Source organism: Streptomyces sp. NPDC055966, assembly GCF_042269865.1.
GTDB lineage: Bacteria > Actinomycetota > Actinomycetes > Streptomycetales > Streptomycetaceae > Streptomyces.
On the sequence record NZ_JBHJYK010000049.1, the window covers coordinates 1 to 23,409 of the forward strand.

Annotated in this window: 19 protein-coding genes, 7 pseudogenes and 1 riboswitch; of the genes and pseudogenes, 12 read left to right on the forward strand and 14 right to left on the reverse strand. The window is 68.5% G+C overall.

Features of this window, described 5'->3' with window-relative positions; translation table 11 throughout:
* Positions 1-53 precede the first annotated feature (53 nt).
* Positions 54-434: a hypothetical protein gene (locus tag ACFC8N_RS47430; RefSeq protein ID WP_376295927.1), complete on the reverse strand. Its 381-nt coding sequence runs from the start codon at positions 432-434 to the stop codon at positions 54-56.
* A gap of 289 nt (positions 435-723) precedes the next feature.
* Here ACFC8N_RS47430 and ACFC8N_RS47435 point away from each other — a divergent pair, with 289 nt between their 5' ends.
* The 7 genes and pseudogenes from ACFC8N_RS47435 to ACFC8N_RS47465 all read left to right on the forward strand — a co-directional run bounded on the left by ACFC8N_RS47435 (position 724) and on the right by ACFC8N_RS47465 (position 7,118).
* Positions 724-1,506: a phosphotransferase gene (locus tag ACFC8N_RS47435; RefSeq protein ID WP_356036271.1), complete on the forward strand. Its 783-nt coding sequence runs from the start codon at positions 724-726 to the stop codon at positions 1,504-1,506.
* Positions 1,507-1,651: 145 nt separating this feature from the next.
* Positions 1,652-1,792, forward strand: a pseudogene (locus ACFC8N_RS47440) (transposase); the annotation flags it as partial.
* A 198-nt stretch (positions 1,793-1,990) separates the two neighbouring features.
* Positions 1,991-2,515, forward strand: a complete 525-nt coding sequence (locus ACFC8N_RS47445) for a PadR family transcriptional regulator (protein WP_356036268.1) — start codon at positions 1,991-1,993, stop codon at positions 2,513-2,515.
* On the forward strand, positions 2,512-3,198 hold the full coding sequence (locus ACFC8N_RS47450) for an ABC transporter ATP-binding protein (RefSeq protein WP_376295928.1): 687 nt from the start codon (positions 2,512-2,514) through the stop codon (positions 3,196-3,198). The genes ACFC8N_RS47445 and ACFC8N_RS47450 overlap by 4 nt, the downstream gene beginning before the upstream one ends.
* Positions 3,195-5,447 carry an FtsX-like permease family protein gene (locus ACFC8N_RS47455; RefSeq protein WP_376295929.1) on the forward strand — a complete coding sequence of 751 codons (2,253 nt, stop codon included), beginning with the start codon at positions 3,195-3,197 and terminating at the stop codon, positions 5,445-5,447. Before ACFC8N_RS47450 ends, ACFC8N_RS47455 begins: the two co-directional genes overlap by 4 nt.
* Before the next feature lie 182 nt (positions 5,448-5,629).
* Positions 5,630-5,836 (forward strand): DUF6191 domain-containing protein, encoded by a 207-nt coding sequence (locus ACFC8N_RS47460; RefSeq protein WP_356036260.1) that lies wholly within the window; start codon positions 5,630-5,632, stop codon positions 5,834-5,836.
* Between the two features lie 127 nt (positions 5,837-5,963).
* Positions 5,964-7,118, forward strand: coding sequence for an alpha/beta hydrolase family protein (locus ACFC8N_RS47465; protein ID WP_376295930.1), 1,155 nt, complete (start codon positions 5,964-5,966; stop codon positions 7,116-7,118).
* Positions 7,119-7,811: 693 nt separating this feature from the next.
* Here the strand turns inward: ACFC8N_RS47465 and ACFC8N_RS47470 are convergent.
* From ACFC8N_RS47470 to ACFC8N_RS47480, 3 genes and pseudogenes are all read right to left on the reverse strand, one after another.
* On the reverse strand, positions 7,812-8,012 hold the full coding sequence (locus tag ACFC8N_RS47470; RefSeq protein ID WP_376295940.1) for an SCO3870 family protein: 201 nt from the start codon (positions 8,010-8,012) through the stop codon (positions 7,812-7,814).
* Between the two features lie 66 nt (positions 8,013-8,078).
* Positions 8,079-8,619: pseudogene (locus ACFC8N_RS47475) on the reverse strand (response regulator); the annotation flags it as partial.
* A gap of 65 nt (positions 8,620-8,684) precedes the next feature.
* On the reverse strand, positions 8,685-8,861 hold the full coding sequence (locus ACFC8N_RS47480; RefSeq protein WP_376295931.1) for a hypothetical protein: 177 nt from the start codon (positions 8,859-8,861) through the stop codon (positions 8,685-8,687).
* Positions 8,862-9,132: 271 nt separating this feature from the next.
* Positions 9,133-9,218, forward strand: a riboswitch (ZMP/ZTP riboswitch).
* A 659-nt stretch (positions 9,219-9,877) separates the two neighbouring features.
* On the opposite strand from ACFC8N_RS47480, the gene ACFC8N_RS47485 reads away from it, so the two are divergent.
* The 5 genes and pseudogenes from ACFC8N_RS47485 to ACFC8N_RS47505 all read left to right on the forward strand — a co-directional run bounded on the left by ACFC8N_RS47485 (position 9,878) and on the right by ACFC8N_RS47505 (position 13,583).
* Complete coding sequence (locus tag ACFC8N_RS47485) at positions 9,878-11,458, forward strand: IS1182 family transposase (protein ID WP_376295941.1); 1,581 nt, start codon at positions 9,878-9,880, stop codon at positions 11,456-11,458.
* A gap of 299 nt (positions 11,459-11,757) precedes the next feature.
* Positions 11,758-11,922 (forward strand): annotated as a pseudogene (locus tag ACFC8N_RS47490) (helix-turn-helix domain-containing protein); the annotation flags it as partial.
* Between the two features lie 341 nt (positions 11,923-12,263).
* A pseudogene (locus ACFC8N_RS47495) lies at positions 12,264-12,497 on the forward strand (transposase); the annotation flags it as partial.
* A gap of 168 nt (positions 12,498-12,665) precedes the next feature.
* Positions 12,666-13,079, forward strand: a pseudogene (locus ACFC8N_RS47500) (transposase); the annotation flags it as partial.
* A gap of 48 nt (positions 13,080-13,127) precedes the next feature.
* A complete protein-coding gene (locus ACFC8N_RS47505) occupies positions 13,128-13,583 on the forward strand; it encodes a GNAT family N-acetyltransferase (RefSeq protein ID WP_376295932.1) in 456 nt (151 codons plus the stop codon).
* Between the two features lie 110 nt (positions 13,584-13,693).
* On the opposite strand, the gene ACFC8N_RS47510 is transcribed toward ACFC8N_RS47505, so the two are convergent.
* The 10 genes and pseudogenes from ACFC8N_RS47510 to ACFC8N_RS47555 all read right to left on the reverse strand — a co-directional run bounded on the left by ACFC8N_RS47510 (position 13,694) and on the right by ACFC8N_RS47555 (position 23,154).
* Entirely contained in the window at positions 13,694-14,365 is a 672-nt protein-coding gene (locus ACFC8N_RS47510) for a hypothetical protein (protein ID WP_376295933.1), read from the reverse strand.
* A gap of 406 nt (positions 14,366-14,771) precedes the next feature.
* Entirely contained in the window at positions 14,772-15,167 is a 396-nt protein-coding gene (locus ACFC8N_RS47515; RefSeq protein WP_376295934.1) for a hypothetical protein, read from the reverse strand.
* A gap of 298 nt (positions 15,168-15,465) precedes the next feature.
* Complete coding sequence (locus ACFC8N_RS47520) at positions 15,466-15,846, reverse strand: hypothetical protein (protein ID WP_376295935.1); 381 nt, start codon at positions 15,844-15,846, stop codon at positions 15,466-15,468.
* A 240-nt stretch (positions 15,847-16,086) separates the two neighbouring features.
* A complete protein-coding gene (locus ACFC8N_RS47525) occupies positions 16,087-17,241 on the reverse strand; it encodes an oxygenase MpaB family protein (protein WP_376295942.1) in 1,155 nt (384 codons plus the stop codon).
* A gap of 391 nt (positions 17,242-17,632) precedes the next feature.
* On the reverse strand, positions 17,633-18,046 hold the full coding sequence (locus ACFC8N_RS47530) for a hypothetical protein (protein WP_376295936.1): 414 nt from the start codon (positions 18,044-18,046) through the stop codon (positions 17,633-17,635).
* Positions 18,043-18,872, reverse strand: a pseudogene (locus ACFC8N_RS47535) (IS5 family transposase). Before ACFC8N_RS47535 ends, ACFC8N_RS47530 begins: the two are co-directional and overlap by 4 nt.
* 85 nt (positions 18,873-18,957) lie before the next feature.
* Positions 18,958-19,239, reverse strand: a pseudogene (locus ACFC8N_RS47540) (transposase); the annotation flags it as partial.
* Positions 19,240-19,345: 106 nt separating this feature from the next.
* A complete protein-coding gene (locus ACFC8N_RS47545) occupies positions 19,346-20,440 on the reverse strand; it encodes an alpha/beta hydrolase (protein WP_376295937.1) in 1,095 nt (364 codons plus the stop codon).
* 999 nt (positions 20,441-21,439) lie between these two features.
* A complete protein-coding gene (locus ACFC8N_RS47550) occupies positions 21,440-22,132 on the reverse strand; it encodes a response regulator (protein WP_376295938.1) in 693 nt (230 codons plus the stop codon).
* On the reverse strand, positions 22,129-23,154 hold the full coding sequence (locus ACFC8N_RS47555; RefSeq protein WP_376295939.1) for a sensor histidine kinase: 1,026 nt from the start codon (positions 23,152-23,154) through the stop codon (positions 22,129-22,131). The genes ACFC8N_RS47550 and ACFC8N_RS47555 overlap by 4 nt, the downstream gene beginning before the upstream one ends.
* Between the last annotated feature and the right edge of the window lie 255 nt (positions 23,155-23,409).

Here is a 23,409-nt window from a genome sequence, read left to right on the forward strand (position 1 = left end):
AGCAGGCATGGATCAACGACCCGGCCAAGCGCAGGGAACCCGCACCACAAACCTCATAGCGTCACGACCGTCTCACTGGACTTGAAATCTTCCGGGACGTCGCCGATGCCGGCAGCGCGGCCAAACCAAGTGAGGGCCTCGTCCAACCGGCCGGTGTACGCGAGCTGACTGGCTATGTCGCGAAAGGCTTCGGTATCCCCGTAGGACACCGCACGGTTGAGCCACTCCGGGGCTTCCTGTCTGCGGCCGCAGAGTGCCAGATGGTCCGCGACCTGCCTCAGTACCCCAGTGCGGCCGGAAGCGAGCGAGCGTTCGACCCACACGTTGACCTCTTGCATGCGGTTCATGCGGAGCAGGAGGCTGACCGCTTGGTTCTGCGCGTCCGCATCTCCGGCGTTGAACGCTTGTTCCAACCGTGTGAGCGCCTCGTCCAAGCGGCCTGCGGATTCGAGTAGACCGGCAGTCGCGCGCGCCGCCTCCCAGGCCTACTACGGACGCAAGCGGAACGAGGGCAAGGGACACAAGCAGGCCCTGCTCGCCCTGGCCCGTCGACGAGCCAACGTCTTGTGGGCCATGCTCCGCGACGGAGAGTGCTACGAGCCCCTACCAACCGTCACAGCAGCGGCTTGACATCGTCATTGGGAAGTTCTTTAACCTCCGTCTCTACTCTGACGCTCCCCTTAATGGGGTGATCATGACGAGCTGATCCGACACACTGGTTTGATGCGGCACGATGATGAACAGCCTTTGTCCGGTGGCAACGTCAGTGATGGTGTCGTTCGCGTCGGGGACACTGTTCGCCGTCCGACCGGACCATGGACACCCGCTGTGCATGCCCTGCTTGCCCACCTGCACGAGGTGGGATTCGGCGCGGCGCCTCGTCCGCTCGGCATTGACGATCAGGGGCGTGAGGTCCTGACCTTCATGCCGGGAGATGTGGTCTGGCCCGACCGGTTCTCGCTGATGGAACCCGCTCGACAACTGGCTCGCGTGGCACGGCTGATCCGGGACTTCCACGACGCCGTGCAGGACTTCACGGCGCCCTCCGATGCGCGGTGGCAGACGCTGATCCCCGCTGAGGGCAGTGACATCATCGCCCATAACGACCTGGCCCCCTGGAACCTCGTGGTCGCAGACGAGGCGCGGTGGGCCTTCATCGACTGGGACGCTGCAGGTCCCGGCTCGCGCCTGTGGGATGTCGCATACGCCATTCACGGGTTCATCCCGCTGTCCGCGCATCCGGACTGGCAGAGCCCGGACGCGGCGGACCGACTGCGAGTCTTCGCCGACGCCTACGGTCTGGCTGAGTCCGAACGCCGTCGGTTGGTGCCTCTACTGGGGCGCCGTACGCGTTCCATGCACGACTTCCTGCGCGACCAGGCGGCCCAAGGAGCCCAGCCCTGGGCAAGGCTGTGGGCTGAAGGCCACGGCGACGCTTGGCGAAACGACGCCGAATACATCGAGCAACGCGAAGACCAGTGGATGCAGGCCCTGTTCGCTGGCTGAGGCATCAGCGCCCGTGCCTGGCTCCTGGCATCGAACGACATCTCGAACGGGATCACTCACCTGGGCATTTGCCGGACATTGAAGCGGCCTTCGCCTGATCATGTGCTCCGACCAAGGTGCACCGATCGAGACGAAGGCCGTGAGGGTGAGTCTGCTGCCTGCCACCGGTCCCGGGGAGGCGTTCGCGCAAGCGTCACGCTTCCGGGAGGACTTATTCGACTGCCTGACCGCGCGCGGGGACGAACTGTTCGACCTCGTGGACGCGTTGTTGTGCGCGGACGGTCCGGATCACAAAGCCGGCACCCGCGCCGCGCGAGCCGCCGACCGGGAGCCGACCAAAGCTCTAACCCGGCGTCTCTGACAGTCGACTCAGGGCGACACGCTGGTCGCCGGAGAGACAGGCAACCGGACGCGAGGCTCCAGGACCAGAACGCACTCTCAGCAGATATACACTCGAAGTATATCTCCGGTGTATGGTCCTCGCATGAGTGTTCCTCTCACCCTGTTGGGGCTGTTGGAGCGGGAGCCGAGTCACGGCTACGACCTCAAGCGCGACTACGACGCCTTCTTCAACCGCGGCAAACCGCTGCCGTACGGGCAGGTCTACACAACTCTTGGTCGGTTGGCGCGGGACGGGAAGGTCATTGCTGGCGAGGCGGAGCCCGGAGTCGGCCCCGAGCGCAAGCGCTACGTGATCACCGAGGCGGGGGCGACGGAGTTCGAGACCTGGCTCACCGAGCCGGTGGCCCCCGAGCCCAACCTGCAGACCGTGCTGTTCACCAAAGTCGTGCTGGCCTTGATGCTTGGCCGCGACGCCCAGCAGTACCTCGACACCCAGCGGGCCGCCCACCTGCAGCGGATGCACGAGCTGCACCAGCTGCGCCGCACCGGCCCGATCATCGACGCCCTGCTCGCCGACCACGGCCTGTTCCACCTGGAGGCCGACCTACGATGGATCGAGCTGACCACGGCCCGGATGGACACGCTCGCAGCGGCGGTGCGCACATGACCGCCCTGATCGAGGCCCGCAACCTCACCCTCTCCTTCGGCGAGACCCCCGCCCTGCGCGGCGCCAGCCTGGCCATCGAGGCCGGCGAGGTGTTCGCCGTGATGGGACCGAGCGGCTCGGGCAAGTCCACCATGCTGCACTGCCTGGCCGGCATCCTCACCCCCGACTCGGGCGAGGTGCACTTCGACGGACACCGCATCGACACCCTGAACGAGGCCGAGCGCAGCGCCCTGCGCCGCGACACCTTCGGCTTCGTCTTCCAGTTCGGCCAGCTCGTCCCCGAGTTGACCGCCGAGGAGAACGTCGCCCTGCCGCTGCTGTTCTCCGGCATGCGCCGGGCGGCCGCGCTCGCCGAGGCCCGGCCCTGGTTCGCCCGGCTGGGCCTGGACGGCTTGGAGCGGCGCCGTTCCGGGGAGTTGTCGGGCGGTCAGGCGCAGCGGGTGGCGCTGGCCCGCGGTCTGGTGGCCCGGCCCAAGGTTTTGTTCGCCGACGAGCCGACCGGGGCGCTGGACTCGCTGACCGGCGAGCAGGTGATGGACCTGATGGTGGACGCGGCCCAAAAGGAGGGCACCACCATCGTCCTGGTGACCCACGAGCCCCGGGTCGCCGCGCACGCCAACCGGGAGGCCATCGTGCGGGACGGCAAGGCCAGCCTGCTCACGACCGGACGGATCGCCTCGTGATCGCCTTCGCGTTCCGCCTCGCGGTCAGCGGCGGCCGGGAGGTCCTGGCCCGGCTGGTCATGATCGCCGCCGCGGTCGCCATCGGGGTCGGGCTGCTGCTGTCGACGTTCGCCAGCATGAACGCTGTCGAGCGGACGAACCAGCAGCAGGTGTGGCTCGACACCGGCGCCGCGGGCCGTACCGAGCAGGCGTCGGCGGACCCGCTGTGGTGGTGGCCGCACGGCGACTATTACGACGGCAAGTCCCTCACCGAGGTCGACGTCGCCGCGACCGGCCCGACCGCGCCCGTCCCGCCCGGCCTGACGCACCTGCCTGCGCCGGGCGAGTATTACGCCTCTCCCGCGCTGGCCAAGCTGATCCGTGACACCCCGGCCGACCAGCTGGGCGACCGCTTCCCCGGGCGGCTCACCGGCACGATCGGCGACGCCGCCCTGGCCTCCCCCGACTCACTGATCGCCGTCATCGGCCGTAGCCCGGCCCAGATCAAGGGCGCACCAGGGGCGAGAGCGGTCACCACTATCGCCACCAGCCGGCCATCCCCCTGCGACAACGGGTGCTGGGACAACGCCGTGCGCGGCGACGCGCTGACGCTCATCTCCTCCGTGGTGGCCGGGGCACTGATCTTCCCGGTGCTGATCTTCATCGCCACCGCGACCCGCCTGTCCGCCGCCACGCGCGAACAACGGTACGCGGCGATGCGGCTGGTCGGTGCCACTCCCCGGCAGGTGTCGGTGATCTCGGCGGTGGAGTCCGCGCTGGCGGCGGCCGCCGGGACGGTGGTCGGCTTCGGGCTCTACGCCGTGCTGCGCCCGCTGGTCGCCACCATTCCGCTCACCGGGCAGCAGCGGTTCTTCCTTTCGGATCTGACGCTCAGCGCCCCGCAGTCCCTCGGCGTTGTCGTCGGCGTGCCGGTGGCGGCGGCGATCGCGGCGCGCCTCGCACTGCGCCGGGTCACCATCTCCCCGCTCGGCGTGACCCGCCGGGTGACCCCGCGCCCGCCGCGCGCCTGGCGGCTGATCCCGCTGCTGGCGGGCCTGGCCGAACTGGCGTACTTCGTCTTCGTCGGTCGCCGTCCGGCGACCGGGAACGGCCAGACGGCGGCCTACCTGCCGGGCTTCGTGGTGGTGATGCTGGGCCTGGTGATCGCCGGGCCGTGGCTGACCATGATCGTCGCCCGGGCGGTGGCCCAGCGCATCCGCCGCCCGGCCGCCCTGATCGCGGTGCGGCGGCTCGCCGACGACCCGAAGGCCGGCTTCCGCGCTGTCAGTGGCCTCGTCCTGGCCCTGTTCGTGACCACCGCGACAGTCAGCATCATCGGCACCATCAACGACCACCGCGGCATGCTGGGCGGCGACCGGCAGACCCGAACCGTGGTGGAGGACGGCGGCGACCGCGAGGCGCCGCTGGCCGGGGCCATCCCGACACGGCTGCTCGCCGAGGTGCGGGCGATCCCGGGCGTGCGGGGCGTGGCAGTCGTCCACACCAACCCCGACGGCGTCGGCAAGGTGGTGCACCGTAGAGTCCACCCGGGTGATCCGCCCCCGGACGCGCCGGCACTGGTGACCTGCTCCGACCTGGCGCAGACTCCCATGGTGGGCCGCTGCCCGGCCGGGGCGAACGTCACGGCCGTCGACTTCTACGCGTTCGTCAGCCTGCAATCGCACCCGAGCTTGCCGTGGCCCGCCGCCGCGATCAGCACCGCAGCCGTCGCCAAGCTGCCCGTGAAGATGCTCTACGTGGCCACCGACGGGTCGACAGCCGCCATGGAACGCGTACGGACCCTGCTCACCACCGCCTACCCGCAGCAACAGGCCCGCACGGTGGGCGACTGGGGCACCGACTTGCAGCAAGAGCTGGCCGGTTGGCGGCAATTGGCCAACGTGGTGCTGCTGACTACCCTGCCGATCGCAGGCTGCAGCCTGGCGGTGAGCGTGGTTGCGGGCCTGTCGGATCGCCGTCGCCCGTTCGCGTTGCTGCGGCTCACCGGCGCGCCGCTGCGGTTGCTGCAGCGGGTCATCGGCCTGGAGAGCACACTGCCGCTGCTGGCAGTGGCCGCGATCTCGATCGGTACGGCCTTCACCGCCTCCGCCCTGTTCCTGAAATCGCAGATGCACTACGACCTGGTGTCGCCGGGCGCGGCGTACTACGCGCTCGTCGCCCTCGGCCTCGTCGCCTCGCTGGGCATCATCGCCTCGACTCTCCCCCTGCTCAAACGCATCACCGGCCCAGAGGCCGCCCGCAACGGCTGACACGCCAACTCCCCGTTACGGCCCCGGACATCCTCCAATGGGCGTCCGGGGCTGATGGAGCTCTTCGCAACACGACAACGGTTGTCTCTGCATCCATAGCCAGGAACCTTGACGATGTACATCTCTTCAGACCATCCGTCTCGGCGTCGGGAACCTCGGCCCGATCAAGGCAGTGTCCTGCGGTGAACATCCTCGAAGAGGTCTTCCTTCCGAGCGCCCGCCACGTTCAGGAGGAGCGACAGCGTCTGGAGTGGATGCGCGACGACGAAGGCGAGGGTGACCCCTACCGCGGGCCGATCAACCTCGACAGCGGCATCGTCCACATCAGGATCGGCCCGAAAGCAGCCGCCTCGGCGGAGCGACGTCGAGGACCTGATGCGAGGCCATGACGATGCCGCCCCACACCCAGTGCCACGGGCTGCGAGCCCGGTCTTTTTCCGTCCAAGAAACCCAGACTCGGGAGGATTCATGACCGTCACGGCGTCCAACAGCCGAATACCAATGACGCGCCGTCGCATGCTCGGGGCAGCGCTGACCGCTGGAATCGGGACTGCCGTGCCGCTCGGCGTCGCATCCCGCGCGTGGGCGGCTCCGACGGCCTCCAGCCCGGCGCAACTCACACTGCCTGCGCCCACCGGACCGCACCCGGTGGGCACGGTGCCGCTCCACCTCGTCGACACCTCACGCCCGGATCCGGCGGCCGGCCCGGGGCATCACCGCGAGTTGATGGCCAGCGTCTGGTATCCCGCCCGCGGGGCGGAGGGCCTGCCGCGTGCCCCCTGGATGACCGAGGGAGCGTTGCGGGCGTTCCTGATGGACGCTGGCTTTCCCCTCGACCCCGCCCTCGGCCCGCTCACGGCCGGGCAGGTGGGCGCGCCCGTGCACCGTACGGGCCACCGCCTGCCCGTCATCGTGTACTCGCACGGCGCGGGCAGTCACCGCGGCGACCACACCGTCATGGTCCAGGAACTCGCCAGCCATGGATACGCCGTGATCACCGTCGACCACACCTATGACACGTTCACGGAGTTCCCCGACGGCCGGGTGATCACCCCGGGCGACGTCCCGATGTTCCCGAGGGACTTCGCCGCGGATCTCCGGTTCCTGCTCGACTGCGTGGAGGAGCTCGCCGCCGGGCGCAACCCCGACGTCGACGGCAAACCATTGCCCCAGGGCCTGGTCGGCGCCCTCGACCCGCGGTGCATCGGCGCCTTCGGGTGGTCGAAGGGCGGCACCGCCACCGCGCTCACCATGCTCGCCGACCGGCGCGTTAGCGCCGGGCTCAGCATCGACGGCCCGATGCAGCCGACCATCACCGCCGACCTGGACCGGTCGTTCATGATGATGACCGCCGTGTTCACCCGGGCCGCCATGCCGGACGTCGCCGAGTTCTGGACGCACCTTCGCGGCTGGCGGCTGAACATCCAGGCCGACGGGGCCATCCACAACTCATACGGCGACAACGCGACGCTGATCCCGCAGGCAGGCAAGATCCTCGGCATGACCGACCAGCAGATCCGGGACTGGATCGGCACCCTCGACCCGGCCCGGTCGGTACGGATCCAACAGGCCTACCCGCTCGCCTTCTTCGACCTGAACCTGCGACACCGCCGAGGGCATCTGCTCGACGGTCCGAGCGCGGCCTTCCCCGAGGTGAAATTCCTCCCATGAAGCGGTGGACCGCTGCGCTCACGTCCCGCGCCTCGGTCCACCCGCCCTCGGTGGCGAAGAGCCGCGGTGAGAACCTCTTGCTGTCCCCGCCGAGCAGAACACCATCCGGAATCCTTTCCAGCAGCTCTCCCCGGTCAGGCGCCGACAGCACCAGCCTCGACACGTGGACGCGGGAACTCGTCCCACACCCGTCCGTCCAGCAGCCGACCCGCGGCCTTCTTACCCACACGCCGCATCTCGATGCGGCGACCAGCGTCGTCCACCGGCTCGCCGACCAGGACGGATCCACGCTCGTGCCTGTTGCGAACGGCGAGAGCGCCGGAAGGCGCCCAGCGGATCGGATCCGCCAGCTGACGCCTCTCCCAGGCGTGAACGAGCATGGTGCCCCTCGGACAGACCGAGGGGCACCATGTCCACCGGGCACACAGCGGACCGAGGAGATCAGCGATGGCCCAGCTCGCTGGAGTGCCGCCGCTGCCGGGCCCGCGTCGGCCACCATCTGAGTACCGATCAGCCAAGTTGCGCCGGACCGGACGCGGCTGACCATGAATGCAGCCAGCGCTGGCAGCCGGTCGAGACAAGGCCATGTGGGTGCGGTCGTCGCTGACGCAGTATCGGACGGTGAAGCTGGCCAGTACGGTGGCCAGCGTCTGGTGCCGAGTCGTCTCCGCGCGATATGGAAAGCGGCAGGGCTCAGTCCGAGTGCGGCCGACGGGCGCGGACCCACGTCACCACGATCAGGGCCGAGGTGACGTACATCACGACGCTGGCAGTGGCCACAGAGTCGACGTACTGCTCGAAGCCGTCCGTGCGAAGCTGGAGCGCGAAGAGACCGAGCACCGTCCCAAGCGCCGCGATCGATGCGGCCAGAGGGCCGAACGGGACCTTCTTCATGGGTACTTCCTCCAAATTGTGATTTGCGGCTGAGCTGCCTTGACGAATTGAGCCACGCTCCGGCGCCCAGTCCTTGTCTCGAGCGAGCAGCACCGCCGCATGGCGGTTCTCTGCTCCAACCCTGACGGCTGGCCGACGACAGGTGACTGTGTCTCCCGCCCGGTCAGCGGTGAGTCCCCGCGGAGATGGCGTCGGTGACCAACTCAAGCTCGACGTAGCGTTTTCCGCATGCACAGTACGGATGATCTCGGCGAGGCGCTGCGCGCTGACGGTCTTCGGGACGAATCCGCGTACACCCCCCGGGAGCGCCCGTTCCAGGTGCCCGGGCCGTCCGTGACTGGTTACGATCAGCACCTGGCAGCCTGGCAGCCTGGCAGCCTGGCTGTTCGGCCTGGAGGGACGTGGCGACCCTCACCCCGTCCGCACCAGGCATCTCGAGCTCGAGGACAGCGACGTCAGGTTCGTGCGCCCGTGCCATCGCCAGTGCCTCCGGTCCGGTCGCGGCCTCGGCGACAACAGTCAGGTCGTCCTCCAAGGACAGCAGCAAGACAAGGGCTCCCCGGACGAGGTGCTCATGGTCGGCCAACAACACTCGCACCGGTGCCATCACGGCATCACCTCGTTCATCACCGCCGGCGTCAGCGGTACCCCCGCCGCCAGCCGCTTCTACCTTCATGTATCCAGCTTTTCCGGCGAGTTGGACGTCAGGTAGGGCACATCGTCACGAGACTTTGTGACACATGTCAGTGATGACTGGTGGTCGGCAAGGTCGATGTCGACGGCCGCGGCGTCGGGGTCGGTGAAGGGGAGGGTAAAAGCGTGCTGGGCCTGGGAGGTGGCGCTGATCAACACGACGATGGTGCACGTGTCCGACATCCCCAGCCCCGACTTCTCCGGCCTGGAACACGGCGAGGAACAGGCGACGGAGTGGGCGACTCCCGTGTGGCTTCGTGCACTTCCAGTAGGAGCGATTGTTGGTGAGTTCAGGAGGCGCTGGGCGGGTGGGCGCATCAGGAACGTTGACGAGAATTGGCGTCAGTCCGGAGGGGGATAGGCCGTGGCGAGTTGCGCCCAGCTGAGGACGCTGACCGGTGTGAGCGTGGTGCGTCTACTACAGTGCGGTGTGGGCCGTGACTGGCGCTGAGGTGGAGCACCACCGGGGAGCGGTCTGACGAGACGTCGTTGCCGTGCGCCTGGGCGAGTGGTCAGCAACGCCTGGAGGCAACGATGTCCGCGACTCAGACGGCCCAGCTCATGGACGGCACCGGCTTCGCCACACGCATCATCGAAGAGGCTGCTGCCAAGGCGGCAGAGATCTCACGGCGTGGGGGGACGCCCAGGAGCATGTAAGCACGCTGAGCCACGAGGCCGCCGTCTGCCGCGAGGTGAGGCAGTGCACGAACCACTCCCCGCTCAGCTCGGCAGACCAGGCCATGGCGCAGGCATGCGTGGCCTCTCCCCAGTGATCCACAGCACGCTCACCAGACTCACTGGGCATCCACTCGCAGGCCAAGCCGTGAGGGACGGCGGCGAGGCCGACCGGTCCTCTTCTGGGGAACGAAGCGCACGGTCGTCAAGATTCAGTGGCAGACGGACAAGGTTCGCTGTCAGGGGAGTGTGCCACGAGGCGCTACGCAATCGAGTGGAGGTGGAAAACCTTCTCCGCCGGACCGTCGCAGCGGTCTGGTGAAGCTGGGGGCAGCCTGATCCGGGGAACGCTGGGGAGAGTGGCAAGCGGCCCCGACAACGGCGGGACGTGCCGGGACTACCGGACGGTACGGGTCCGTCTAGCCTATAAGGCTCATGAAGATCTTGGGGTTCTGGCCCCGCCGCGTGAGCGGCGGGGCCAGACTCGTTTTGTGGTGATGGGGGAACGGGCCGGGGATACGGTCGGGCCGGATGTGTGGGAGACATGCCGGGAGTTGATTCCGGCCGGGAGTGTGTTCGCGTTTCTGGCCGAGCACCGTGGTGCGCTGTTCCCGGCGGAGATGTTCGCGGACATGTACCCGTCGGCGAACGGGCGCCCGAGCATGCCGCCGCAGATCCTGGCCGCGGCGGTCACGCTGCAGGCCCTGCACGGGCTGTCGGACTTCGAGACGGTCCAGGAACTGCGGTGTGACCTGCGGTGGAAGGCAGCGTGCGGGCTGGGCCTGAACGACATGGCGTTCGACCCGTCTCTGCTGGCCTACTTCCGTCGCCGTCTGGCCCGCTCTGCCCGGCCCAACCGCGTCTTCGAGGCCGTGCGCGAGGTGGTGAAGGCCACCGGGGTCCTGGGCGGCAAGCACCGGCGGGCTCTGGACTCCACCGTGCTGGACGACGCGGTCGCCACCCAGGACACCGTCACCCAGCTCATCGCCGCCGTCCGCACGGTGATCCGCGAAGTGCCCCACGCCGCCGGGGTCGCTGCCGTGCAGTGCACCGCGCACGACTACACCGATCCCGGCAAACCCCGCATCGCCTGGAACGACGAGCAGGCCCGCGCCGAACTCCTCGACGCCCTGGTCACCGATGCGCTGCGCCTGCTGGGCCACCTGCCCGACCAGCAGCTGGGTGAGAAGGCCGCGAACGCGCTCGGCATCCTGGCGCTGGTCGCCGGGCAGGACGTCGAGCCGGCCGAGGACTCCGACGGCCGCGACGGACGCTGGCGCATCAGCCAGGGGACCGCTCCAGGCCGCGTCGTGTCCACCGTCGACCCCGAAGCCCGCCACATCCACAAGACCCGAACCCACCAGCAGGACGGATACAAAGCCCACCTGGCCATCGAGCCCGAGACCGGCTTATACACCGCCGTGGCTCTGCGGCCCGGCGCCGGAACCGAGCACCACGAAGCCACCGTCGGCCTGGACCTGCTGGCCGACGAGGAGAGTCCGGTGGACGCCTTCGGCGACACCGCCTACTCCGCTGGCGACACGCGCCAAGCCCTGCACCAGGCGGGGCACCGGCTGTTCTTCAAACCCGCCCCGCTGCGGCCCGCCGTCCCCGGCGGCTTCACCCTGGACGAATTCGCCATCGACACCGCCGCCGCCACGGTCACCTGCCCCGCCAGGCATACCGTTGTGCTGTCGGACCCCGGCGGACAGTACAACCAGCGCAAGGCGGCCTTCAAGAACCTGTGCACCGGATGCCTGCTCCGCGAGCGGTGCACCAAGGCCAAAGCCGGCCGCATCCTGACCATCCGCCCACACCACAACCTGCAAGCGGCCGCCCGCCGCCAGGCCGCCACCGACCCGGACTGGCAAGCCGACTACCGCCGCTGGCGCCCCCCGGTCGAACGCGCCGTCGCCTGGCTCGTCCAGCACGGCAACCGCAAACTCCGCTACCGCGGAACCATCAACAACAACACCTGGCTCCACACCCGAGCAGCCGCCCTCAACCTCCGCCGACTGATCAACCTCGGACTCACCCGCACAGGCAACACCTGGACGATCAACCCGGCCACCGCATAAGCCGAGGGGCTGTCCAGCCCACGGGCAGGACAGCCCCTCACCAAGATCTTCATGAGCCTTCTAGGAAGCCTGGCTGCGACTGCCCGGACCGAAGCCGACGCCGTGCACAACCTGGGCGGCTGGCTCACGACGACGGTCTCCCGCGTCTGCCTCGACATGCTGCGGGCCCGCGCATCGCGGCGGGAGGCCCCAGCAGGCCCCCCGGTGCCCGATGAGGGCCCAGATCCCGCTGCGGGTGGCCGTCCGGACCCCGGCCGACCATCAATCCGCTTCCACCACCGACACTGCTGCCGACGAAGATGGCGGTCCGCACCCGGGACCGGTACGCCGACATCCACCGCCTGCTCGCAGAAGGATGCTCCGTCTCCGCCATCGCCCGCCTCCTGCACCTGGACCGCAAGACCGTCCGCCGCTTCCGCGACACCGACCTCGACCAGCTGTTCTCCTCCAGTCGGCATGGACGCCCCAAAGGGGTCCTGGTGCCGTTCACCGCCTACCTGACCGAGCGGCTCACCGACGGTGTCACCAGCCCCACCGACTTTTTCCGCGAGATCCCGCAACGCGGTTACCAGGGAAGCGATCTGCCAGTACGTCGCTACGTGGCTGGGCTCAGGACGGGAACCGTCGAACCCGCCCGTGGCGCCATCCCCAATCCCCGCAAGATCACCAAGTGGATCATGCTGCCCCGCGGCACTTTGCGGCCGCACGAGGAAGACGAACTCCTGAAGGTGCGGTTGGCCTGCCCTGACACGGCCAGGCCTGCGACCTCGCCCGCACCTTCCACGACCTACTCCAACACCGGCGCGGACATCAGCTGTTGGAGTGGGTACGCGAGGCTGAACGCGACGTGCCGGCCCCGATCCTCTCCTTCGCGCAGAACCTCTGCCTCGACCTTGACGCCGTCACCGCCAGCCTCACCCTCCCCTGGAGCTCGGGCATCGTCGAAGGCCACGTCAACCGCATCAAGACCATCAAGAGAGCCATGTATGGCCGTGCCTCGTTCCGCCTCCTCCGCACACGCATCCTGCTTCGGGCATGACCTGGGGATTCACGGCATCGATGCTGTTGGTGATCTCTAGGCCGCCAGTCTCTTGCAGAGCCGTTGGAAGTGGCTGGCTGGTCGAGGTGGGCGGGTTGGTGTTGTTCCAGTTGGGAAGCACTCGCTGAGGCGGATGATGTTGGCTCCGGCGGCTGTCAGTACGTGCTGGCCATCCAGGACATCTACAACGCCGAGGACAGGCAGCACGCCCAGGCGGCGGTCAAGACGTTCGCCCGGCTCTACGGCGCGAAGTTCCCCAAGGCCGTCAAGAAGATCACTGATGATCAGGCGCAGTTGCTGGCGTTCTTCGACTTCCCCGCCGAGCACTGGATCCACCTGCGCACCACCAACCCGATCGAATCGACGTTCTCCACTGTCCGGCTACGGACCAAGGTCACCCGTGGCGCCGGCTCCCGTGCCGCCGCCCTGGCGATGGTCTTCAAGCTCGTGGAGTCCGCCCAGCAGCGGTGGCGGGCCGTGAACGCGCCCCACCTCGTCGCCCTCGTCCGCGCGGGCGCAACGTTCGCGGGCGGCAAGCTCGTCGAACGATCCGTTGGTCAACTCCAACGGGAAGCCGCCTAAAGTGATGCGACACCTGTGGTCTCGGCGTCTGAGGAATGAGTGAGCAGGATGAGAATCGTCGTGGACGACCTGTCTGGCCCGCAGATCGCCCAGTTCCTCGCCGAGCATGTCCAGCAAATGCGGTCCCTTACGCCCCTGGAAAGCAAGCACGCTCTCGACCTCGACGGACTCCGCCGTCCCGAGGTCACCTTCTGGTCGGCGCGGGAGGGAGACGTCGTCGTAGGCTGCGGCGCGATCACAAGACTGGACCCTCGCCATGCCGAGCTGAAGTCGATGCGCACCGCGCCGACGCGCACACGCAGCGGGATCGCCTCCCGGTTGCTGGAGCACATCCTCACCGAGACCAAGCATCTCGGCTTTACCCGGCTGAGGCTGGAGACCGGCGCGGCCGATTTCTTCCTGCCCGCCAGAAAGCTCTATGAGAAGTTCGGATTCGGCTACTGCGAACATTTCGCCGACTACCAGCCCGATCCCAACAGCGTGTTCATGACCAGGGCGCTCTGAGGATCTTGATCCACAGGTCTTGACTATTACTTGGCCCGCCGCCCGTGAGGTGTTCGTACTGGCTACTGGCTACCTTGCCAGTAGCCCCGCCAGCTGCGCAGTCTGGTGGTTCACGGCATTGAAGGGTGTGTCGGGTGCCGAATGGCACCCTTCAGCAGCGACAGCGTCCGCTCGTGAAGATCGCCGGCCCGATCCGAAACACGGACGCGCATGAAAAGATCGGCAACCACTCCCATAGTCTTGGACGTAAACCACGCCACCTCGTAGCGCACCTGCGGGACGTACGCTGCCCCGGCGTCGACAAAGACCAACGAGAAGTCCTTTTGAGCAACCTGGCGCAACGATGTCAGGAGCGCGACTGTCTCATCGTGTGTCAACCAGCCCTGCGGCGCGGGCCCAGAGGCCGACGGCGTGAGCTCTACCCAGTAGCGCACGTCAGTGACAACAGCAACCGAGGAGGCGGCGTTGGTGATCGAGCACTTCCACGCCAGGACCCCGTTCGGTGCGAGATTCGCCACCACCAGGCCCCCGTAGCTCAGGACAGGTTGGACGCTGCGGGCGAACTGCGCGCGGGCGATGGCCGCCCCGACGGTTCCAAAGGTGGCGGTGGTCGCCGTGGGCACGTCGAGCAACTGCAGCTTCCATGGCCAGCTGGCAGCCGAGCCGGGCACATTCTTCTGCACGATCGCAAACAGAAGCAGGGTGATTGAGATGCCAGCCAACGACCAGATGAAGGCCGAGAACAAACGACTTCTACGAACCACGTGCTGCTGAGTCTCCACCCGTGCCCCCCCAACTCCCCCGCCGGTCTGAAAAATCCACGCCCATGCACTCACATGAGTGAAGCGGAGATCAAGGGCTCGCCCATGGCCTCATGCTTGGCCCGTCGGGCCACGGCCCTCCCCGGACCCGCCTACGAACGATGGGCCGAGACGATGACCCAGGCGGTGGACGGCTATCCCCGGCCAAGGTCAGGGCCTCCAGCTGTGATGCGCCGCGGCCCCGTCCCGCGGGACGGATGACGACGTCACCGCGCCAGGCGCCGGGACACGACTGGCCACCGTCCCCGAGGCCACCCGGGAGGGTGCGAGGGATCGTTCCCCTGTCCCGGCCATCCGTCCGTCACGTCGCTCATGCCCCCCTCACCGCCCAGCGTCTCGTTGTGCCGCCGCAGGCCCATCAGGATGGTCACCGGTACTCCCACACGTTGTCGGTCTTGGCCTGAGCGAGGTCGATGCGCACGACCAGGCCGTCATGGTCGGAGGCGCCCTCGGGGGTGTCCAGCAGGGCGTAGTCGACGACCGTGTCGCGCAGCGGCGCGGACACCCACACCTGGTCGATCCGGTCGTCGGTCGCCGTTTTGCGCAGCAGTTCCTTGTCGCCGCGCTCCTCGAAGAGCTTGGCCGCCGCGTCGACGAAGCCGGTGTACGCGAGCATTTCCGTCACGCGCCGGTCGGGCACGAGCTGCCCGTCGACTTCGCTGGGCAGCCGGGTGCGGGCCGACTTGTTGTACGGCAGCATCTGCGCGTAGTCGGGGGAGGGGCTGTTCGGGTGGGCGGGAGGGTAGTTCAGGTCGCCGGCCACGGAAGCCGACAGGTTCGCGGAATCTCGCGCTGCTCGGCGGAGGAACCTGAGGGCCACTCCGCCTAATTGTGGGGAAACGCCACCGAGTTGGCAGCCACTTGGTTGAGAGTGCGGTACGTGACGTAATGCCCGCTTCGGTCTTAGGGTTGGGTAAGGGGCCCTGGTCGGCGGGGTGGACGCCGGAGGCGTTGTCGCCCCAGACGTGGGCGACGTCCAGGGCGACGTCCTGCGGGGCGGGGCGCTGGCACCAGCTAGCCCTGGCGCCGGCCGCCGCGGGGCTCTCCGTGGAGACTGCCGGTCAGTCGGCCAGTGTGCCCCGGTAGGCAACCGGGCCCTCGTTCGAGAACTGTGCGGTGCCCTCGAACCTTGTGCCGTTGTCGAAGAATGTGACACTGCCGTTGCCTGATTTGGGGCTGCTCCATGTCACGGTGGTCCCCGTCTCGGGCGCCGCGTCGGGAGCGACGGCGTTGTCGCGGTGGGCGACATGGAGAGTGAGGGGCTGGTCCGCCTGCCAGTCGCCCCGCCGGTGGAGATCTCGGTGTCGTACGTGGGCATGTTCTCTTCCTTCCTGTGCCGCCCGGCGGGCATGCCGGACTGTCTGAGCGGTTGTTTCCCCGGACGCTGAGGGCTCTGCGGCCATGACGGCACCTGGCTCTGTGAAGACCACTCGTTCGGGCATTCGATCCGTGGCCGCCCGAGATGCCAGCGGCCCGCCCCACAGGGGCGGGCCGTGGTGGTAGCTGCCGGTCAGTCTGCTGTGAGGGCTACGGCGTCGCGGGCGGGTGCCGTGCCGGTCGGTGCTTCGCGGCAGCACGCGTCGGCGCTGGCGCCCGGGTCCCTCGCTGACCGGCCCGTGCTGGACACCAATCGGTACGGCGCTCGGCCGCTGGGGGGGGCAGCACCGGAATTGGCTGGGGCTTCAGCGGTTGTCGTGGAGTTCCTGGTGCATCTGGGGCTGGTCGTCCTTGTCGTGGGTGAGGGCGTAGAGCTCGACCTGGTTGAACGCCTTCGATGCCACGCCGAGGATCTCGTCGTAGGGGTTGACCCCGATGACCTGCTTGGCGGTGTCGCCGCCGAGTCCGCCGACGGTGCTGCTGAAGATGTTGTGCAGGGCCGCGGTGGGCTTGGCCGCGATGTCGACGAGGCTCTTGGGGATGCCGGCCATGTCGGCGTACTTGTCGGTGAACGCGGTGCGGACCATGGCGATGAAGGGCTCGTAGAAGCCGGGCGGGAGAATCTGCTCCTTGTAGAACTTCAGGGCCTGCGCGGTCATGAAGGTGCAGTCCTCGGTCTGCTTCCATTCCTTGTCGCGCACGCGCTTCCACAGGCGGTCCGTCATGTCGACGTCCTTGGGGATCAGCCACTTCTCGGGGGTGCCGAGGTAGTGGTTGATGTAGTGCCAGGCGCCCACGAAGCCCTGCGCGTCGTCCGGCGTCACATGGACGCCGAGGTTCTTCATCGCCTCCAGGATCTGCACACTGAAGACGCAGATGGCGCCGGTGGTGTACTTCTGCGGGACCGGCTCGCCCCACTTGGCGTAGTCCCACTGCCCGCTCTTCTTGTGCAGCTGACGGACGGAGGCGTGGACCAGGCGCACCTTGGTCACGGTGGCGGCCAGGGTGCCGTTACGCAGGGCGTCCTTGTCACCCATGCCGATGAACAACCGCGAGGACTGCGACAGACGGCGGCCCGGACCGTCCACCCCGCCCAGTTTCCCGGTCGAGCGCAGGGTGTAGGCGCCGGTCGGGGACAGGTAGGTGCCGATCAGCCCCACGGTGCCCTGCAGCATGGAGGCCACGCCGTGGTGGTGGGCGAAGAAGCCCTCCGCCGCCTTGACGTCGGCCCCGCTCCAGCCCGGCGGCTCCTCGGAGGCGTCGTGCAAGAACTGCGCGAGCCGCTCGGGCAGGCTGGACAGCTCCTCCATGGGCATGTGCGGCTTGAGCGTTCCGATGGTCCGGAAAAGCCCGTTGACGCCGTCGACCTCCCTGTTGTCGATGAGGTCGGACACCAGCGCGTCCGCGGCCGGATCGCCCTCCAGGTTCGCGGCCTCCAGCTCGGCTTCCACAGTCTCCACGGTCAAGGGCACAGCACTGCTCCTCTCGATGCGCGTATGGGGTGCGGCACCGCCCGAACAGAACGCCCGGCGCACCAAGATGATCATTCCCCCCGCTGTCCGTGAACGGACTGACCTGAAAGGGGGGAGGAAGAAGTGAACCGAGGGGCGCAGCAGGGGCGCACAATGAGGAATCGTTCTGGCTCACACTGCCCGGAGACAACGCTTGGTCGCGTACGCCCGCACCGCTCACCGCTCGGGCACCGACCCATCAGACGTCCTCTGAGAGCCCGTGCCGATGGTGGAGGCGGTTAGCAGTAGCTTCCGGCTGTCAGAGGGTGGTACGTGACTTGATGTCCGTATTGCCTCGCCGCATGAGGTAGGCGGGCTGGTGAGGAGGGCGGCCGGGCGGCTACGGCCGCAGCTGGGTGAACAAACCCGGCTCGGTCTCGGCCAGGATTCCGCGGTCGGCGAGCCGCTTGAGTTTGAGGCGGGTGTTGTTGATGTTGTTGGGTGCGATCTCCAGGTCCATCGCCTCGCACACCTGCCGCGCTCGTAGCGGCAGGTCGGCTGCGGCGAACACCGCCATGATCTGCTGGTAGGCCGGATGGTCCGGCAGCTTCGGGGCGGGCGGCTGTGGATCGGGCAGCGCCAGCAGTGTCTTGCGGGTGATCCGGACCTCCTCGGCGGCCCGGCCGAGTTCGTCCAGCCGTGCGGTCAGCTGCGCGATCTGCTCCCTCGTCGCCTCGGCCTGCGCGGCGAGCTCCCGTTCCTGCTCCTCCAGCCGCGCCAGTACTGCCCCGAGAGTCAGCTCCCCGCCGGTCATGTGCTGCGCCAGGCCGCTGCGGTGGCCCCGGTCAGCCGGCGCAGTATCACCGCGGTCATCGCCCAGTACACCCGCGACTCCGAACTGCGCGGCAGGTGCTCGTAGTCGCGCACCAGCCTGCGGTGCAGCATCAAGATCCCGTAGGCGCGCTCCACGATCCACCGCTTGGGGATCGGCACGAAACCGGTCTGCGCCGGGTTGCGCTCGACGATCTCCACCTCGATGCCCGCCTTCTCCCGTGCACGACGACGGCGTTCTTGAAGCCCTGGTCGACCAGGGCCTTCTGAACGGTGTCGGTGTCGGCGGCGACCTTGTCCAGCAGCGCGATGCCGGCGGCGTTGTCGTGCACCGACGCGGCGAGCACCACCACCGCGATCACCAGGCCCAGCACGTCAACGGCCAGGCCGCGCTTGCGGCCCGGTACTTTTTTTGCTGCATCACACCCCGTCGACTGTGCAGGCACCCCAGCCGCCGCGTGCACGCTCTGGGTGTCGAGCACCACCAGACTCGGGTCCGCCTTCCGCCGCGCCTTCTCCCGCACCTGCCAGCGCAGCAGGTCGTGGATGGTCTGGTCGGTGCCGTCATCGCGCCACTTGGTGAAGTAGTACATCACCGCACCGCGCGGCGGCAGGTCGTGCGGAAGCAGGTCCCACTGGCAGCCGGTGCGGCCCTGGTAGAGGAGCGCGTTGACGATCTCCCGCATCTCGTACCGGCCCTGGTGACCGCTGACCGAGCGGTGTGCGGCCTTCCATGCCGCGATCACCGGCTCGACAAGCGCCCACTGCTCGTCGGACAGGTCGGTCTTGTAGGGCTTGCGCTCGCTCACGGTGCTCAGCCCAGCACGCCCGAGCCCGCCGACCGGCCGAGATACCGAGCTGTCACACGTTCAGGCGACGACAAAACACCTATGCACTTACATACCGCCCTCTCAGGCCGGGCAGATAGGCGACCGGGCAGCCCATGTCCCGGGCCACCGCCAGCGGCAGTGCCCCGATGGAGGCCGGCTGGTCGACCACGACAAGCACGGTCCCATGCTTGGCCTGCAGTTTGCCGAACACTTCACGGAGCTTCGGCTCGCTGTTGGGTAGCCGCTTGTCGAAGGCTTTCTTCCCGGCCGGGGTGACGGCGGTGGCGTGGTGTTCGCCCTTGCCGACGTCCAGGCCGAGGAAAGCGCCGGTGTCACTGACGTCGATCACGTGCGTCCTTGTCCCGGGTCGCCGACTCGGTCGGCGGCAGGCCTCGGCTCGAGGCATCGCCTCTGGCCGTCAGCCGGGCAGAGAAACACCGCGTTCGGGCGGGTTACTTCTGTGTGACGTCGGTGCAGTAGACGTCCTTCTTCGGCAGGTGGCCGGTGGTCAGCAGGCCGACGGTGACCTTGTCGATGCAGGCGGAGCCCTCGTTGTAGACGTAGTGCCCGCCGTTGTCGACGCCGACGAAGGCGGAGCCGTCTCCGAGGGCTTTGTGCAGCCCGACGCCGCCTTCCCACGGGGTGGCGTTGTCCCGGCGGTTCTGGAGGATCAGGATGTTGCGCGGGCCGCCGGGCACTACCTTGACCGTCGCCTCAGCCGGCTTGTCCCAGTAGGCGCATGCCCAGATGTTGGCGGGCATGCCCGCGTTGAGCGGCCACATCTTGCGGTTGGCGGCGGTGCGGGTGGCGTAGCCGTCGACGTCGTGCGGCCATTCGGCGTCGCCGCAGGTGAGAGCCATGAACATGGTGGCCTGGTTGTCCGCGGGGATGCCCGGGGACGTCGGTGTGTCGGCGAACACCTCCTTGAGAACGGAGGCGTCGGCGGCCGTGGCGCTGCCATGGGTCAGGTCGTCGGCGGCCTTCCAGAAGTTGGCGAGCACGGGAAGCGTGTTGTTGTGCAGAAGCAGGGCGTAGGTCATGTTCCGCAGCAGCGCTCCGTCCAGTGACACCGATGCACCGGGAATCGCTGCGGGCGTGCGGTCGAGCCGGTCGGCGAGGGTGAGGTAGGTGTGGGTCACCTGCGCGACGTTGGTGCCCAGCTTGAGGGTGCTGTTCTGCGCCGCGGCGACGCGGGCGGCGTCGGGGAACCGGTCGGCCATGCCCTTGCCCCACGTGTCCGCGACCTGGTTGGCCCATACCTTGGTGGGGTCGACGTTGCCTTCCAGGATCATCCGGTCGGTGTGGTCCTGGAAGAGGGAGCGGTAGACGGCGCCGAGGTACGTGCCGTAGGACTGGCCCCAGTAGGAGATCTTCTTCTCACCGAGCGCCTGGCGGATGCGGTCCATGTCGCGGGCGGTGTTGGCGGTGGTGTAGTACCGCAGGTTCTTGCCCACCGTGTCGGCGCACTGCTTGGCGTCGGCCTTGGCGAGGGCCACGTTCTTGGTGATCGAGCCGCCCGCGGCGGGATAGGGGAAGAGCCCGGACACGCTGGGTCCTTCAGACCGCAGCTTTGCGGGGTGCTGTGTTCGACGCCGCGCGGGTCGAAACCGATCAGGTCGTAACGGTCCAGCACGGACTTCGGCAGTGTGGACGCCATGGTTTCGGGCATGTCGAGACCGCCCAGGGCCGGCCCGCCGGGGTTCAGCAGCAGGACGCCATCTCGCTTCCCGGGTTTGGCGGTGGACAGCCGGGATACCGCCACGTCGATCTTCGCGCCGCCCGGGTTCTGGTAGTCCAAGGGCACCTCCAACGTCCCGCAGGCCAGGTGGGGGTCATGGGTTTGTCCCTCGGCCAGTGCCGGGCACTTGCCCCAGGTGATCTCGGCGTCGCTGACAGTCCGGCGGGCGTTCTTGGCGGAGACCTTGGCCGGTTGCGCGCCCTTGGCGTCGGCACCACACGCGATCAGTGCGGTGCCTGCCAGCGTGGAAGCCAGCACAGCCGCGGCGAGGCGAGGGCCTCTGGGGAAACCGTGCTTCACGTAACTGCGTGTCGTGGTCATGGCGCTGTCCTTAGCTACTCCGCTGGTCGGCCTGCCTGGTGCGGCCGTTGTGTTGACGATTCGAGTCAACAAGAGACGGCCGGTGGCGCGCGTCACGGCAGAGAGGACAAATCAGGTAGCTCGCTCGGGGGATCCTGGGCGACCCCGAGATCGGAGCGGCCACCGTGCGCGTATCGGATCAGATGCGGGCGCGGACCGAGCCGCTGCTGCCAGCTTCCCGCGCCGCACGGATCACCCGAGGCGCAAGCGTCCGAACAACCGGACAGTGCTGTCGGGCATCCTGCTTCGTGCCGGCATTCCACGGGTGGCCGGAACGACGCGGGTGGCCCGGTCGTGGTGGACCAGAGAGCCGCGCAGGGCGGGGAACATGCCGATCGGGCGAGCCGGTCCATGGTCCGGATACCGCCTCGGCGGGATGGTCGGCCAGGAAGGAGCGCGGCCGTGGCCGCGTTTTCCGGCCCCGGCCGGGGGCACAGGGCCGTCAGGCTCAGTCGCCGCCCGCCGCCAACCCCGCCCGGTACGCCAGGACCACCGCCTGGACGCGGTCGCGGAGGTCCAGTTTGGTGAGGATGCGGGAGACGTAGGTCTTCACGGTCTCGTGGCTGATGACCAGTTCAATGGCGATCTCGGCGTTCGACAGGCCCTCGCTGATGAGGAGCAGGACCTCGTGCTCGCGGGGGGTGAGGACTTTGAGGCGCTCGCGCTCGGGGGACGCGGGGGCGGCGGAGGGGCGTACGCGTTCGGCGAAGCGGCCGATCAGGGTGCGGGTGACGGCAGGGGCCAGGAGGGACTCGCCGCCGGCGACGACGCGTACCGCGTTGATCAGCTCGGGCGGTGGGGCGTCCTTCAGCAGGAAGCCGCTGGCGCCGGCGCGCAGGGCCTCGTACACGTACTCGTCGACGTTGAAGGTCGTCACGACGAGGATCTTGGCTGGGCTGGCGGAGTCGGGCCCCGCCAGGCGGCGGGTGGCCTCGATTCCGTCGAGCAGGGGCATGCGGACGTCCATGACGACGACGTCCGGCTTCAGTTCATGCGTGCTCCGGACCGCCTCCCGGCCGTCCACGGCCTCGCCCACGACCTCCATGTCGGGCTGGGCGGAGAGGATCGTGACGAACCCGGCACGAACCAGGGCCTGGTCCTCGCACACCAGCACCCGGATCACAGTGGACGGAACACTCACGCTGCACCTCCCGAGGGGATGCGTGCGTACACCCGGAACCCGCCCTCCGGGCAGGGCCCCGCCGCGAACTCGCCCCCCAGCATCTCCACCCGTTCCCGCAGCCCGGTCAGGCCCCGGCCGCCCGAGACGTGCGGGCCGCCGCCCAGGAGGGCCGCGGAAGCGGGTGCGCCGTCGGCGGGCCCCGCGGTGGTGACCTCGACGTCCGTCCAGTCGGGGCTGTGTACGAGCCGTACCAGCGTCTGCCGGCCCGCGGCGTACTTCACGGCGTTCGTCAGGGATTCCTGCACGACGCGATACGCCGTGAGCTGGGCGCCTACGGCCATGGTCGACTGCTCTCCATCCTCGACCAGCTCGATCGGCTGGCCGCCCGCTCGTGTCTGCTCCACCAGTTCAGGCACCCGGCCTGGCACCGGCGCCCTCTCCCGGGGCGCCGTATCACCGGTCGCCTCCAGCACCCCGAGCAGGAACCGGAGTTCGGCCAGGGCTCGGCGACCGGTGCCGCTGATGGCGTCGAGGGACTCGTGGAGGCGGTCCGGCGACTCGGTGAGGTACTGCGCTGCACCTGCCTGCACCACCATCGCGGTCACATGGTGGGTCACCACGTCGTGCAACTCCCCGGCCAGACGGCTGCGTTCCGCCGCGATGGCCATCTGCGTGGACAGGCGTCGGCGCTCGGCCTCCTGCGCCCGCCGCCCGCGTACCTGGGCACCCAGGCCCCACACCACCGCCAGGACCATGTAATAGAGCAGGTAGTCGGTCAGGCCCTCGGGCGAGCCCAGCACGTGCAGGACGACGCCGAAGACGACGTACCCGCCGGTCGCCGCCAGCGGTACGACCCGCCGGAGGCGGTCCTGGTGGGCACCCGCGGAGTACAGCGCGACATACAGGCCCAGACTGCCGAAGCTCGGCGGGCAGCCCAGGCACTCGTACACCGCGAATGAAGCCCCCACCACCGCGAGGCAGGCGGCCGGCCACCGGGTGCGCACCGCAAGCGGCAGGGTCTGCCCCAGAGACAGCAGCACACTCGCGACCGAGGCGTCATGGTTGGGAAGGTCGCCGAACTGCACCCCGAACCGCGATAGCGGCGCCGCGAACGACAGCACCGTGAAGACGAGCGCGACCCCACAGTCCCTGGTGGCAGCAGAGCGCGATCCCCACCACCGCGACAGCACGCGGAGCCGGGCCCTCTCTGTCAGCCTTGGGTGAGACGTCCCGCTTCGTCGGGTTAGCCTGAGAGGGCACGACAGGAGAACCACCCCCTCATGACCAGAACCACC